The 14,329-nt window shown below is 43.4% G+C and carries 13 protein-coding genes and 1 pseudogene; 10 read left to right on the top strand and 4 right to left on the bottom strand.

Features of this window, described 5'->3' with window-relative positions:
• Nucleotides 1–39 precede the first annotated feature (39 nt).
• The 5 genes and pseudogenes from CA600_RS00585 to hmpA all read left to right on the top strand — a co-directional run bounded on the left by CA600_RS00585 (nucleotide 40) and on the right by hmpA (nucleotide 4,528).
• Nucleotides 40–735: a response regulator transcription factor gene (locus tag CA600_RS00585; RefSeq protein WP_094868414.1), complete on the top strand. Its 696-nt coding sequence runs from the start codon at nucleotides 40–42 to the stop codon at nucleotides 733–735.
• Between the two features lie 124 nt (nucleotides 736–859).
• A pseudogene (locus CA600_RS00580) lies at nucleotides 860–1,517 on the top strand (M15 family metallopeptidase); the annotation flags it as partial.
• 226 nt (nucleotides 1,518–1,743) lie between these two features.
• Nucleotides 1,744–2,235 carry a VanZ family protein gene (locus tag CA600_RS00575; protein WP_179281470.1) on the top strand — a complete coding sequence of 164 codons (492 nt, stop codon included), beginning with the start codon at nucleotides 1,744–1,746 and terminating at the stop codon, nucleotides 2,233–2,235.
• A 45-nt stretch (nucleotides 2,236–2,280) separates the two neighbouring features.
• Nucleotides 2,281–3,117 carry a YitT family protein gene (locus CA600_RS00570; protein ID WP_094868411.1) on the top strand — a complete coding sequence of 279 codons (837 nt, stop codon included), beginning with the start codon at nucleotides 2,281–2,283 and terminating at the stop codon, nucleotides 3,115–3,117.
• Nucleotides 3,118–3,322: 205 nt separating this feature from the next.
• On the top strand, nucleotides 3,323–4,528 hold the full coding sequence (hmpA, locus tag CA600_RS00565; protein ID WP_094868410.1) for an NO-inducible flavohemoprotein: 1,206 nt from the start codon (nucleotides 3,323–3,325) through the stop codon (nucleotides 4,526–4,528).
• A gap of 59 nt (nucleotides 4,529–4,587) precedes the next feature.
• Here hmpA and CA600_RS00560 read toward each other — a convergent pair whose 3' ends face one another.
• Both CA600_RS00560 and CA600_RS00555 read right to left on the bottom strand, forming a co-directional pair.
• A complete protein-coding gene (locus CA600_RS00560; protein WP_094868409.1) occupies nucleotides 4,588–5,691 on the bottom strand; it encodes a PdaC/SigV domain-containing protein in 1,104 nt (367 codons plus the stop codon).
• Between the two features lie 182 nt (nucleotides 5,692–5,873).
• Nucleotides 5,874–6,731, bottom strand: a complete 858-nt coding sequence (locus CA600_RS00555; RefSeq protein WP_094868408.1) for a metallophosphoesterase — start codon at nucleotides 6,729–6,731, stop codon at nucleotides 5,874–5,876.
• Between the two features lie 91 nt (nucleotides 6,732–6,822).
• Between CA600_RS00555 and CA600_RS00550 the strand changes: the two genes are divergently transcribed.
• From CA600_RS00550 to CA600_RS00540, 3 genes are all read left to right on the top strand, one after another.
• Nucleotides 6,823–7,659, top strand: a complete 837-nt coding sequence (locus tag CA600_RS00550) for a methyl-accepting chemotaxis protein (RefSeq protein ID WP_441339138.1) — start codon at nucleotides 6,823–6,825, stop codon at nucleotides 7,657–7,659.
• Nucleotides 7,660–7,736: 77 nt separating this feature from the next.
• On the top strand, nucleotides 7,737–8,015 hold the full coding sequence (locus CA600_RS00545) for a hypothetical protein (protein ID WP_094868406.1): 279 nt from the start codon (nucleotides 7,737–7,739) through the stop codon (nucleotides 8,013–8,015).
• Between the two features lie 140 nt (nucleotides 8,016–8,155).
• A complete protein-coding gene (locus CA600_RS00540) occupies nucleotides 8,156–9,277 on the top strand; it encodes a nitric oxide synthase oxygenase (RefSeq protein WP_094868405.1) in 1,122 nt (373 codons plus the stop codon).
• Nucleotides 9,278–9,335: 58 nt separating this feature from the next.
• Here CA600_RS00540 and CA600_RS00535 read toward each other — a convergent pair whose 3' ends face one another.
• A complete protein-coding gene (locus CA600_RS00535; RefSeq protein WP_094868404.1) occupies nucleotides 9,336–9,977 on the bottom strand; it encodes a TetR/AcrR family transcriptional regulator in 642 nt (213 codons plus the stop codon).
• A gap of 188 nt (nucleotides 9,978–10,165) precedes the next feature.
• On the opposite strand from CA600_RS00535, the gene CA600_RS00530 reads away from it, so the two are divergent.
• Nucleotides 10,166–10,918, top strand: coding sequence for an SDR family NAD(P)-dependent oxidoreductase (locus CA600_RS00530; protein WP_094868403.1), 753 nt, complete (start codon nucleotides 10,166–10,168; stop codon nucleotides 10,916–10,918).
• 155 nt (nucleotides 10,919–11,073) lie between these two features.
• On the top strand, nucleotides 11,074–12,489 hold the full coding sequence (locus tag CA600_RS00525) for a hypothetical protein (protein WP_094868402.1): 1,416 nt from the start codon (nucleotides 11,074–11,076) through the stop codon (nucleotides 12,487–12,489).
• Between the two features lie 66 nt (nucleotides 12,490–12,555).
• On the opposite strand, the gene CA600_RS00520 is transcribed toward CA600_RS00525, so the two are convergent.
• On the bottom strand, nucleotides 12,556–14,046 hold the full coding sequence (locus CA600_RS00520) for a peptide MFS transporter (protein WP_094868401.1): 1,491 nt from the start codon (nucleotides 14,044–14,046) through the stop codon (nucleotides 12,556–12,558).
• Between the last annotated feature and the right edge of the window lie 283 nt (nucleotides 14,047–14,329).

Here is a 14,329-nt window from a genome sequence, read left to right as displayed (position 1 = left end):
GTAGATCATATAGTATAAACCTACAGGGGTGAAATATAGATGAAGCGCATTACGATTTTGATTGCGGATGATGAGGCGGAGATTGCGGATCTTGTGGCTTTGCATTTGCAAAAAGAAGGGTATCATATCATTAAAGTATCCGATGGGCGGGCAGCGGTGCAAGCTATTGACTCCCAAACGATAGATTTGGCGATTCTCGATATTATGATGCCAGGGCTGGATGGCTATGAGGTAACCCGTCACATCCGGGAGCAGCATCATCTGCCGATTATCTTTTTAAGTGCGAAAACTTCTGATCTCGATAAGATCACGGGACTTGTCATAGGCGCAGATGATTATATGACCAAACCGTTTAATCCCATGGAGCTAGTAGCCCGCGTTAATTCTCAACTACGGCGCTCTATACAATTCAGTCAGCCCGCAGCCATTCTTAAGTCGGTCCTTGAAGTAGGTGGGCTGACGATTTCACCAGATGAGCATACCGTCACTCTTTACGGCGAGATAATAGACCTAACTCCGAAAGAGTTTGATATTCTGCATTTATTGGCAAGCCATCCTAAGCAGGTGTTTAGTGCGGAAAGTATCTTCCAGCAGGTATGGGGAGAAGCTTATTATGAAAGTGGCAACACGGTCATGGTGCATATCCGTACCTTACGCAAAAAGCTCGGTGAAGACATCAATAAGAACAAATTTATTAAGACGATCTGGGGCGTAGGATATACCTTTACTGGGTAAGACCACTGAGCTCTTATACATTTTAAGAAAAACTTTATAATTGTCCTGCCTTTTCTTTAAAGTGTCTTCGTTATTCTATTCCTATCAAGCATAAACGCTTTAAGGAAATGGGAGGACATTACGGATGAAAAAGTGGGGCTTTTTGGTGATTGTTGTGTTATTTCTCGGTTACGCTGCAGCTCGTTATTTACCGGATACGGGTAATTTAGCTGATAAGAATGATAAGGTTCAAAAAGGATCGATTAGAAATAGCGATAGTTTAAAGGTGGTTACGCAAGATCAGGTATATCAAGGGGATTTATTGCTGGTGAACAAACAATATCCGGTACATGAGGACAGTGTGAAGTCCGATATTGTAACCTTATCTGATCAGAAGGAACTGGTTCAGGGCTACGGATTACTAGATACCTCGATTCGGTTGTCTGAAAGTGTAACCCATAAATTTATTAAGATGATTAAGGCTGCTGAGAAGGATGGCGTGAATCATTTTTTAATTAGCAGCGGGTACAGAGACTTTGAGGAGCAAGAGGAATTGTATAAGGAAAAAGGTTCAGACTATGCTCTGCCAGCACAATATAGCGAACATAATCTAGGATTATCGCTGGACATCGGGTCGTCCCAATCGGAAATGAGCAAAGCACCTGAAGGCAAATGGTTGGAAAAGAATGCGTGGAAATACGGCTTTATTCTACGCTATCCGAAAGACAAAATGGAGATTACGGGGATAAAATATGAACCTTGGCACTTCCGTTATGTCGGCTTACCGCATAGTGCGATCATTTATGAGAAGGGAATTGTGCTGGAACAATATTTAGATCTTTTGAAGGAGAATAGAGAAATTTCAACGGTTGTAGACGGCAAAACATATACGGTGAACTATTATCCAGTATCAGGATATACAAGTATTAAGATTCCAAAGGAAGGGCAATATAAAACGTCGGGCGATAATATGGACGGCGTAATTGTCACTACATTTTGATGAGTACGAAGCCTAAGAGCGAGTCTACTATGAAATTATTGCTGGCAGCCGTATTTATTGTCTATATGTATTTCTTGATCCGAATTATTGTATTTAAAGGCGCACCTTTTAGCTTGCCATCACTTTGGGAACAGGCTGGGCGTATGCTTGAGCATCCCGACAGAATTTTTAATCGACAGGGCAACTATATACCTTTTAAAGAGATCTCGCGGGGGATAGAACATCTGTCACTTTCAGATCCTTTTTCATCACTTAATTTAGTGGGCAATCTTCTGGCGTTTATTCCTTTTGGAGTCATTGTACCTATGCTGTTATCGCAAAAAGAAAGGTTATTCCAAAAGGTCTTCATGCTCTCTTTTGCGCTGAGTCTGAGCTTTGAAGTTACACAATTAGTATTGTATATCGGCACCTTTGACGTAGATGATCTGATCTTAAATACTTGCGGTGGGGTAGTCGGTTACGCCATGTATAGAATGCTGGTTTCTTCTGGATTGTTTACAACTATATCGAAGCGGTGTTAGTATTTGTGGATGGTAGATATAGACAGGAAATAGAAGGGGCATGGTATGAAAAAACGTATTTCGGATATTGTTTCCATCATTGTAGGAGCATTGCTGTTCTCCTTGGCCGTTAACTTGTTTGTGATTCCGAACGAATTCGGTGAAGGCGGGGTAACGGGACTGACTATGATTACATACTATTTGTATCAATGGTCACCGGGTATTGTTAGCTTAATTCTTAATGCTTTATTATTGATTATGGGTTATAAATTTTTGGACAAAACGACGACGGTATACACGATTATTGCGGTGTTTTTTAACTCGTTATTCTTGATTCTTACGAAGAATTGGCATATCGCCAGCGATGAGTTGATCATCAATGCAATATTTGGAGGCATCTTGTCTGGTGTGGGTATCGGAATGATCATACGCGTGGGTGGGACGACCGCAGGTTCAACCATTATCGCCAGAATCTTGCATAAATTTTTGGATTGGAACGTTAGCTACGCTCTTCTTCTGGTCGATTTAGTTGTGGTATTTGCTTCGTATTTCATCATTGGTGTTCAAAGTCTGATGTTTACGATTGTGATGCTCTATATAGCGACTAAGGTGATGGACTTCATTATTGAGGGAGTGAATCCTAAGAAGGCCATTACGATTGTATCCAAGGAGCAGGACAAAATTGCTGAACAAGTGAATCGGATCATGGATAGAGGGGTCACAGTCATTTATGGCCGGGGATATTATACTAAAGAACCCAAAGAGCTGCTTTACATTGTCATTAGCAAACAGGAAGTGACCATGCTTAAGAAAATCGTAAGATCGATTGATAAAGAGGCTTTTATCGCCATTCACGATGTAAGAGATGTGTTCGGGGAAGGCTTTGTGGAACTGGCAAAATAAGAGCTAAAGTGCTGTCCGGTAGCTACCTGAGCTGCTTGGGCGGCTTTTTTTTGGTTGGGTATTCGAATGTGATAGATATCATTGCGTTTTCTGTTTGTTCACATTTTATTAAATTTTAAAGTGATTCAGCGCACACTCGCTCATTTGCAGCTTCTATATGCTTGTTATAGAGGCATTATCTAATTGCAGGAGAGAGGGTATTCATATGTTAGATCAACAAACGATTGCTATTATAAAATCAACAGTTCCTGTATTACAGGTTCATGGAACAACCATTACTATGACGTTCTATGGCATGTTATTTGAAAACCATCCAGAGCTATTAAATATATTTAATCATGCCAATCAGCGGCAAGGCAGACAGCAGACAGCGCTTGCTAACGCAGTTCTAGCAGCGGCTATGAATATTGATCAACTAGAGAATATCTTACCAGTGGTGAAACAGATTGCTGAGAAGCATCGCGCGCTAGGTGTATTGCCTGAGCATTATCCGATTGTGGGTGAGACCTTATTAGCTGCGATTGGGCAAGTGCTTGGCGATGCGGCAACACCGGAAATCATAGATGCATGGGCCAAGGCCTATGGTGTGATCGCAGATGCTTTCATTGGTGTGGAAGCAGAAAAGTATCGTGAAGCTGCGGAAGCTCCGGGGGGCTGGAGTGGATTCAGAAACTTTGTCGTCACTCGGAAGGTTAGAGAAGGTGAGCTTATTACTTCTTTTTACCTGTCTCCTGAGGATGGAGGGGAGATCTCCTCTTATGCCCCGGGTCAGTACATCACGGTTCGTGTTCAGCCTACGGGCGAGGAATATTCCCATATTCGCCACTACAGTTTGTCCAGTGCTCCGGGACAGATGTATTACCGTATCACTGTTAAACGGGAAGGCGAAGGGTTAGACAGACCCGCAGGCGTCGTATCTACTTATCTGCATGATTTCGTCCAAGTGGGCTCTATTTTAGAAGTGGGTTCTCCAGCGGGCGATTTTGTACTGGATCAGCGTAGTGATACTCCGGTGGTTCTAATCAGTGGGGGTGTGGGCTTAACCCCAATGGTAAGTATGCTGGAGACAATAATTGCTGCACAGCCAGAACGCGAGGTAACCTATATTCATGCAGCCATCAATGGAAGTTTGCATGCTATGAAAGATAGGGTGGCAGATTTAGCGCAATCTCATTCTTCTCTTCGGTCTTATGTATGTTATGAATCTCCAAACGAAGAAGAACAGTACAATAGATCTGGTTATATTGATCTTTCTTGGCTTCAAGAAATAGCAGATGTGAACTCTGAATTCTATTTCTGTGGGCCGACCCCTTTTATGAAGGTCATATATAAGGCGCTCAAGGAATGGCGGGTACCTGATGACAGAATTCATTTTGAATTTTTTGGCCCTGCCGGCAGTTTAGAAGAATAATATATAACAAAAAGCGCTTCAGCCGATTGGCTGAAGCGCTTTTTGTTTTGCTTTAGTATTTATTTGAAAGAAGCAAATGGATCGGTGCCTTTAGGCAATATTGAACTGAAATTAAAGGTGTAGGTAGGAATTCCAGCTGCATAAGGTGCGATTTCATATTGTTGATAGAAGATAGCTAAGCCACTTTCACTGACGTAGAAGGCTGGTTTATCTGTGAGTCCACCCGTTGACTCCGGAAAAGCAATATCCTTAGTGCTTGCCTTCAACATTTTATCTAGCTTTTGTTTGTAGTTTGGTTCTGCCTTTAGCAGGTCTTTAAGCTCTATCTTCTTACCATCCTTCAGCGAGAAGGTATGTCCCTCGCGCATGGTACCGCCGTGTGCTCCACCGCTGTAACCATATTGATCGACTACAATACTAAGTATGCCTTCACGGTTAAAGGTGACAACATAATTTTGAGAATAGTCATATTTATTCTCTATCGTACCATCTCTACGGCTAGACTCTTTCTCAGCCTCTGACACGAATACTTCAGCCTCTTTTTTGAAGGTAGCATTAATCGTGTTTTGCACTTCATCGGTTAGACCGCTGATTTTTGGATATTGTACTTTAATACTAGCATTCTTATTGCTCTTGTCTAAGGCAACAGAGGTGATCTTGATGTCATTCATCACCTTATTGCTAAGCTCAAGCGATTTCTGAGCTGGATTATATACGCCTTGAACACCTAAATAATCATTTAACAGCTTGAAAGGAACATATAAGCGGTCATTGATCATCTTCACTTCATGATTTCCGGTCATGCTATAAATGTAATATCCGTTTAAATCGGTACTGACGCCATAGTCAGAGACCTCCATGTTCAGCTTCGCCGAGTCACTACCTACACTGTAAGTCTTTGTGGTTGAATTGTATTGAATAGCAAGGCCGAAGGCATCACGCAATACGGTTAAAGGGATCATGGTATTTCCATCTACGATTTTTCCTTGCTGCGTTAAGACTTGGCCTTTATATTTAAGCACCACAGAAGGCTGCTGAACGGCTTGTTTAACCGTTTTCGTGGTCGTTGCAGCCTGAACAGAATTCCCTCCGATGAGTCCAGTACCTCCAAGTAATACTCCAGTTGCTAATACAGCAGACGTCCATTTCATAGTTTTGTTCATGATTTAATTTCTCCTCTCCAATGATGGGCTTATGTAGTTCATTATGATTTTTGATGTTGTCTATCACTCCTACAATTATACCTAGCCCCCCAATAGATTTGATTACAAACAGGGTTACAGTGTTGTTGCATAGACGTGCAAAAGGTATATACTTTTTAACCATTTATTAATTTTTGACACAATCATAAGGACTTTAAAGTAATTACGGTAAGCTCGGGGCGGCAATTAAAACGTATAGGCATACGAGTCACTCCAATCCCGCGTGTGGTATAGATCTGGAGTCGACTATCTGGGAGCTGGTATAGTCCGCTTGAATATTTACTGCCGTGAGGCGGAGTATACAAGGCACCTACAAAGGGGAGACGCACCTGTCCTCCGTGACTATGGCCGGACAATTGCAGATCTATGGGAAGATCACTATATTCATCAGCAAAATCAGGCTCGTGAGCAAGGAGTAGGGTACATGCCTTATCAGGGATATGGCGTAGCGCCTGATGAATATCTGCTTTGCCGACCCACGGATCATCTACTCCAGCTAGATAAAGCGCCTCCGCATCTTTTTTTAAGACAATATGTTCATTATGAAGCACGTGGAAGCCAGATTGCGCTAACCCTTTCGTTACAGCTTTCCTAGTACCAAAAGCATCGTGGTTACCTAATACAGCATATTGTCCAAAGGGTGCCCGCAACTGTGAACATAAGTCTACAGCCTCAGAAATATATTCGGTTGAATGATCTAGTAGATCCCCAGTGAAGCAGATCAGATCTGGACTTACATGTTGAATTTGCTGTACTAACTCTGTTAAGGCCTCGGACTTCGTATACACGCCTAAGTGTAAATCACTGAAATGAACGATACGAAATCTATCGAATGTTGGAGGGAGTAGAGGAAGCTTTATATCTATATGTTTAACTTCAAGCCAGTAGGGCTCGACCCAGTGAGAATAAATGCCGGTCGCACTAGCGGTTCCAAGCAGCCCGAGCGACACTTGAGCACTTTTCTTCAGAAATTGGCGTCTGCTAATAGGTTTAGTATTCATGAATCCATCCTACGGTAGAATTGTTACTTTAATATGACAATATTCATTATGTCACCCATTGTGTCGATAAACTTACATATACATTTACTTAATGGGAGATGAACAGATGAGTATTATCGATGCCTTAGTCCTCGCAGCACCTTACTTCAAAAAGCTTCACTCGCAAGATATTATGATCGGTATTACGGACAGGGAAATCTTCCAGTATTATACTCCTAGTAATGCCATTAATCTTGGATTGGTTAAAGGAAGTCCTATTCCACCTGAAGACTTAACCATTTCAAATGGATTGAAAGGTGAGGTTAGCTTTAACCGCATTCCAGCAGAAATATATGGAGCTCCTGTGATTTCAACATGTGTTCCTATATATGGAACAGATAACGAGGTAGTGGGCGTGTTCGCAATTGCTTACACACTGGAGAACGAGAATAAGCTTGAGGTATTTACAGAAGAGATTAATGGGATAAGCAATCACCTAATGGATATGGTTCAGAGCGTAGCTGCCCAATCTGAAGAATTATCGGCCACCTCTCAACAAATATTAGATAATACACGTAGAGCGGTAACGGAGTCTCAAGAAGTAAATAAGGTTACTAGCTTCATTCGTGAAATTTCTGAGCAGACGAATCTGCTAGGACTAAATGCGGCCATCGAAGCTGCGCGTGTAGGAGAGCAGGGGGCGGGCTTTGGCGTTGTGGCTAAGGAAGTACGCAAACTGTCTGTAAATACCAAAGAAGCAACCCATAATATTGAAAAATCACTCAGTGATGTTCAAAAGTCCATTAAACAAATGGAGCTGGAAATTGAAGCGATCTCCGCTTCTTCACACGCACAAGCAGAACTTGTCACCGAATTCAGCGGGGTAATTGAACGCTTGAATAAGGCCAGCAAAGAAATGACTACTTTCATGCAATCCATCATCCAGTAGGGTGTATGCATAAAGTTACTTATCCTAAACCATGCTAGAAGAGACAGGCGCATTTCAGAAGGGAGCGAATTTCATTTATGAAACAACCCGATTCCAGTCTGCAAGCGAACGACAATGTAACTCAAGCCAAAAATGCTTTAGGCAAACTTCATTTCTCTGTCTCTCAGGCGCTTAGTCATCCAACAGAACAGACTTTGGCACAGGCTGAGAACCGTTTGGCGCATACCGAACAGGCGGTGGAGCAAGCTCAGGCCTGGTTAGGCCCCCAAGGTGTGGAGTTGGCTGAAGAACTGCTGGCCGAGGATAAGAGCAGGCTTGCTGCATTGAAGACGCAAGGGAAACGTTCAGAACGCTAGATGTTCCTGCTACAACCCGTGAGGCGACTAAGCTTCACGGGTTGTTCTCATGCACTGTTTCTTTAAGGGTGTAGCTTAGGATTGAGGATGGTATACTGGATTGAAGGTTCTGGCAAGAGCTTGGATGGGGGATAAACGATATGAATGGTAAGGACATTGAAGAGTTAACCCGGCAGGCGGAGGCTTTCGTTCGACAATGTTACGCTGAACTTGATAAGACTGAAGCTGAGATGGATCATCGCATCCAAGCCGTACGAGAAGAAATTAATCAATCCGGGAGTTACACACATACAACGGAAGAGTTGGCTCATGGGGCAAGAATGGCTTGGCGAAATAATAGCCGCTGCATTGGCCGCCTCTTCTGGCAATCCATTGAGCTGATGGATGAACGTCTGGCAGAGACCGAGGAGGATATTGCTGAAGCTTTGCTGCGACATCTGGAAAAGGCGAATAATGGAGGACGCATTCGTCCACTTATCACGGTCTTCCGCAGCGGGGTAGATCCTGACCGGAGAATCCGGATTTGGAACCATCAATTGATTCGTTACGCGGGATATCCTGGTGATGCTGAACATGAACGCGCTGGTGATCCGGCATCGGATGAATTTACGAAAGTGTGCCAACAACTAGGCTGGCAGGGAACAAGGGGCGATTTTGATGTATTGCCGCTAGTGATCAGCATAGGTAATGGGCATCCCCATGTATTTCCTATTCCTCAATACCTCATTCAGGAGGTACCGTTAACGCATCCCGAAATTGAACGTTTTGCAGAGCTTCAGCTTCGCTGGTATTCTGTACCGATCATTTCGGACATGCAGTTGGAGATTGGGGGAATTCTATACCCCGCGGCTCCTTTTAACGGCTGGTACATGGAGACTGAAATAGGCTCACGTAACTTAGGGGATACTGGACGATATAACACTTTGCCGGCTGTAGCTGATCTGATGGGACTTGACCGCTCCAGTAACACAACGCTTTGGAAGGATCGGGTGCTTCTTGAGTTGAATCGTGCAGTACTGCATTCCTTTAAGCAAGCTGGGGTCAGTATCGTTGATCACCATACAGCAGCCGATCAATTTGTGAGATTCCAAGAGCAGGAGCAGGGACATGAACGTCAGGTTTCGGGACGCTGGTCATGGCTGATCCCCCCTATGTCTCCGTCGTCTACACCGATTTGGCATGACAGTAAGCTGAAAGAATATGATTACAGCCCTCGTTTCCTTTATCAGCGATCACCTGTGGCCACCTGCCCTTTTCACTAGCAATCGAATTTATGATCAAAAAAGCGCCAAGTTCCCCTTATAAGGAAACTGGCGCTTTTTAGGCTTTTAAATGATCCAGGAAAATTCGTTTGAGAAGCTCAAGCTGATCGTCGGAGTCTAGGTCCGATTCTAGCAGGAGAATATTCTTTTTCATCGTTAGTTTCCTGGAAAAGAGGGCAAAGCTATTCATAAGAGTGATCAAGGTCTCTTTCACAGGGAGACCGGCACGAATAGAACCGTCTTCCACTCCATTTTGAATGATTCTGGAGTATTCATGCCAGATCTTACGATTGAGTGCATTGAAATTCAGCACATCCTCCACAGGCTCACTCGAGTGTGAGGCGTAGCTTTCGAAATTGACCATAAAGATAATACTTAGATGATTCTGATCCAGTATAAAGAAATCAAATAATTTCTCAATCTTTTCAAGACAGGTAAGTGGCAAGTCGGCCACATATTTAAAATAATCGAGCATAGGCTCCAGCATTCGGGTGGCCACAGCCACGATGAGCTTTTCTTTTCTAGGAAAATATCGAAACAACGTCGCAATCCCTATATTTGCTTCACTCGCGACATCCTGCATCGTCGATTTTTCAATTCCTTTTTGCGAAAATACCTGTTCTGCGGCTTCGAGGATATCCAATAATCTTTGCTGCTTACCATCGGATCTTTCTTTTTCGTATCTTGTTTTAGGATTCATGAGGGATAGACCCTTCCATTTTTTGATTAGGTTCTTTAATTATTAGTATTATATCCACCGTTTATTGGATTAAGCAAGGAGTAGTTGTAGTTGTTTCATAATAATGATATGATGTATATCACAGTGATAGTGTGACTATCATCACTCGAATTATTATATCACAATACGATTATAGAGGAGACTTAATTATGAATCGTCTAACTAATAAAGTAGCAATCATTACAGGTGCAGGCAGCGGTATGGGTCGTGAAGAAGCGCTTTTGATGTCCAAAGAGGGCGCTACAGTTGTAGCAACAGATATTAACGAAGCTGCCGTACAAGCGGTTGTGAAGGAAATCGAAGCCAATGGTGGACAAGCAGCAGCTTATGCACATAATGTAGCTTCTGAAGAAGATTGGATTAAGGTTGTAGAAGATGTGGTTAGCAAGTTTGGTAAAATCGATATCCTGGTAAATAACGCAGGGATCTCTTTCCCTGTTCAATTGCTTGAATCCACTGTTGATCAATGGAACAAAGTAATGAACATTAACGTGAGCAGCGTATTCTTAGGCATGAAGCATGTTGTTCCTCAAATGCAGAACAATAAAGGCGGTTCCATCGTCAATATTTCCTCCATCGCAGGTTTGACGGGCAGCAGCGGTGCTGGCGCTTATACAGCTTCTAAAGGTGCCGTTCGTATGCTGAGTAAAGCAGCAGCTGTAGACTTTGGTAAAGATAACATTCGCGTGAACTCTGTTCACCCAGGCTTTATCGAAACCCCAATGAGTGCTGAATTTGTAAATGACGAAAGAATGCATAGCTTCTTTATGTCCCAGACTGCATTGCCACGCGTTGGACGTGCTTCTGAAGTAGCTGAAGCTGTATTATTCTTGGCTTCTGATGAAGCTTCTTACATTACAGGTGTTGAGTTGCCAGTTGATGGCGGAGTGGTAGCTAAATAATAAATTTATAAATAGGAAACACTAAGAAAGCCGTCTCATGCGTAGAATCTGTCTATGCGTAGGGCGGCTTTTTTGCACCCATTTCTACCGAACATTAGCCTACAACCCTGCATAACATATAGCACTTGTAAGTAGGAGAAGGGTGTGGTTCGGAGATGGGCATCCAATTAACAGCACTCCATTATGTATATCTGGCATTCATCGTGTTCATTATGGCACTTCTGATTAAGCGGCGGGATACAACGATGATCTGTATTGCAGGCATCTTTGTACTAGGCTGGCTCGCGACAGAAACGATTAGTGGTTCGGTCACAGGCGTATTCAACTCTTTTGTATATGCAACTAAGGAGCTAATGGGTACGATTATGATTATTTCGATCATTGTAGCCATGAGCAGAGTATTAACACGTACCGGAATAAACGAGACGATGGTTGCTCCGCTTACCCGTTTTTTACGTACGCCGTTTATGGCATTTTGGGGCATTGGCTTCATTATGATGGTAACATCATGGTTCTTCTGGCCTTCGCCAGCCGTTGCCTTGATAGGGGTTGTGCTACTGCCCGTTGCTATTCGTGTGGGATTGCCTGCACTTGGAGCAGCGATGGCGATGAATCTATTCGGTCATGGGATTGCGTTGTCGAGTGATTATATTATTCAAGGTGCACCTAAATTGACGGCAGATGCGGCAGGGCTGCCGGTAAGCAGTGTCATGGAAGCGAGTATTCCACTTGTGATCGTGATGGGTATAGTCACTACGGTAACAGCTTATTGGATGATGCGGCGGGATCAGAAGAATGGTACTTGGCGGGATGGACTTATCTCGGGGAAAAATGCCGGGAATGCGCTAGCTGCAGAGAGTGATGCGGTAGAAGATCAAGCCGTCATTCCGCCCACACTGAAGAAATGGTTGGCTATCTTGATCCCACTCTTGTTTCTAGCTGATGTAGCGGGCATGTTTCTGCTGGATTTACAGGGGGGAGACGCAACTGCTTTAGTTGGCGGGACTGCTGTATTTATCTTGGTCGTAGTAACATTGCTCGCACATCGTAATAAAGGATTGGAGCAAGTTACCGCCTATCTAATCGATGGACTTACATTTGGCTTTAAAGTATTCGGTCCAGTGATTCCGATTGCTGCATTCTTCTATTTGGGTGATTCGGCCTTTGCTGAATTGTTTGGAAAAGTTTTACCCGCTGCATCTCAGGGGATTGTTAATGATCTTGGGGTTGCTCTAGCGCATAATGTGCCACTGAATGGTGCTGTAGGTGCTGTGACCGCCACCATAACAGGAGCCATCACGGGTCTTGATGGTTCAGGGTTCTCGGGAATCTCACTTGCGGGGTCCATCGGAAAATTGTTCGCGGTGGCCACTCATTCTGACGCAGCTACTTTAACTGCACTTGGTCAGGTATCTGCCATTTGGGTGGGTGGGGGTACGTTAATCCCATGGGCATTGATCCCAGCCGCTGCGATCTGCGGTGTAAGCCCGTTTGAGCTCGCTAGACGCAATGTTAAACCGGTACTAATTGGACTGATAGTTACTACAATTGTTGCTATGTTTCTGGTGTAGACCCAGCTTAAAACATGATGGAATCCAAAAAAAGCTGCCGAGAATATTCCCGGCAGCCTTATATGTTTATCGTATACCCTTCATGAAATTCTGAATCTTCGAAGAGAACAGGAAGAGAATTAACGCGAGCACAATGGCGACTCCGCCGATGACTCCGAAGTACAGCATTTCAGTATCCGGGGTATAGAACTTCACAATCTGAGCATTGATAGCTTGCGCAGCAGCATTGGACAAGAACCACATGCTCATCATCTGAGCTGTAAAAGCAGCGGGTGCCAGTTTGGTTGTTGCCGAGAGACCAACAGGTGACAAGCATAGTTCCCCAATGACGACGATAAAGTAGCTGAGAACCAGCCATAATGGATTCACCAGTGAATGGGCTCCACCGAAGTAAGCCGGTACCAGAATCACTAGGAAGGACAGACCGGCAAACAATAAACCAAGCGAGAACTTTTGGGGAATCGTTGGTTGGCGGTTACCGAGCCTTAACCAAATCCAGGCAAATGCAGGTGCAAGGGCGATAATAAACAGTGGGTTAAGCGACTGGAACCAAGCAGGAGAAATGTGTATGCCTGCAAAATCCAACTGGGTGCGCTTATCAGCAAAGCTTGCTAGAACCGTTGAAGTTTGTTCCTGAATCGCCCAGAACATAATCGAAGCCATAAATAAAGGGATGTATGCGAGAATCCGTGATCGCTCTACAGCAGTTGTCTTGGGACTGCGGTACATCACAATAAAGTACATGGTAGGAATAAGCAGCCCTAAGACCCCTACAATTTTAATGAATGTCTCAAAAGTAAGTGCTCCAGTAAGAATGCCTATCGTAACTAATACAGCAAGCACAACTAATCCAATCCCAATCCAAGTAAACAATTTTTTCTTTTGTTCGGCTGGAATCGGGTTGTGTACAATCGTACCCGCCAGACCTAGATTTTTGGTGCGAGTCATTACGTAAACAACTAGTCCGATAAACATTCCGATTGCGGCAATCGAGAAGCCTAGATGGAAATTATTCATACCTACCGCGCCTACAATTAGTGGAGAGATGAATCCGCCGAGATTAATACCCATATAAAAAATGCTGAAAGCTGCGTCGCGGCGGTTATCTTGTTCGCTGTAGATTTCGCCTACAATACTTGATACATTGGGCTTAAGAAGTCCGGTTCCGAGCACGATCATAATCATCGAAGCAAAGAATAGCGTGGCATTTCCCGGTATCGCCAGTAAAATATGCCCGAACATAATTAGAACGCCGCCGTAAAAGACAGCCTTGGAAGTCCCGAAAATCCGATCCGCAAGCCATCCACCTATAATTCCAGACATATATACGAGTGATCCGTAGATAGACATAATCGAAAGGGCCATATCCTCTGGAAATCCGAGCCCGCCTTTGCTTACCTCATAATACATGTAGTAAACAAGGATCGCTCTCATGCCATAATAGGAAAAACGTTCCCAAAATTCAGTAAAGAAAAGTGTGAATAGTCCCTTAGGATGTCCGAAAAATCCGGTTTGCGGGACACTATCTACAATTTTTTGCCTGTCTGTTGCTGACATGAATCAAATCCTCCTAGATGCTAATTGCTCTTTTCATGAAGTTAACACAGCTCTACACTACCTTAATATTTATAATACCCTCATGAGGAAAATCACAACCCTTTGGTAAGAAGGTTCTGAATAATGTCATATTTTTTAGTAATATTTCCAGCGTGGATTATGAATTAACTTTTATTGTGAATGTCATCCAAAACAATAGAGTTTTGAAAATTATATTGTTTGGAGTTGCATTATTTCGGAGATGAGCATATACTCTGAACAAGAAAGTGATTGATCAATAACC

The sequence above is a fragment of the Paenibacillus sp. VTT E-133280 genome (assembly GCF_002264385.1).
GTDB classification, from domain to species: Bacteria; Bacillota; Bacilli; order Paenibacillales; family Paenibacillaceae; genus Paenibacillus_AQ; species Paenibacillus_AQ nitricinens.
Note: the sequence above shows the minus strand (reverse complement) of the source record. Positions and strands in the feature narration are given on the sequence as shown.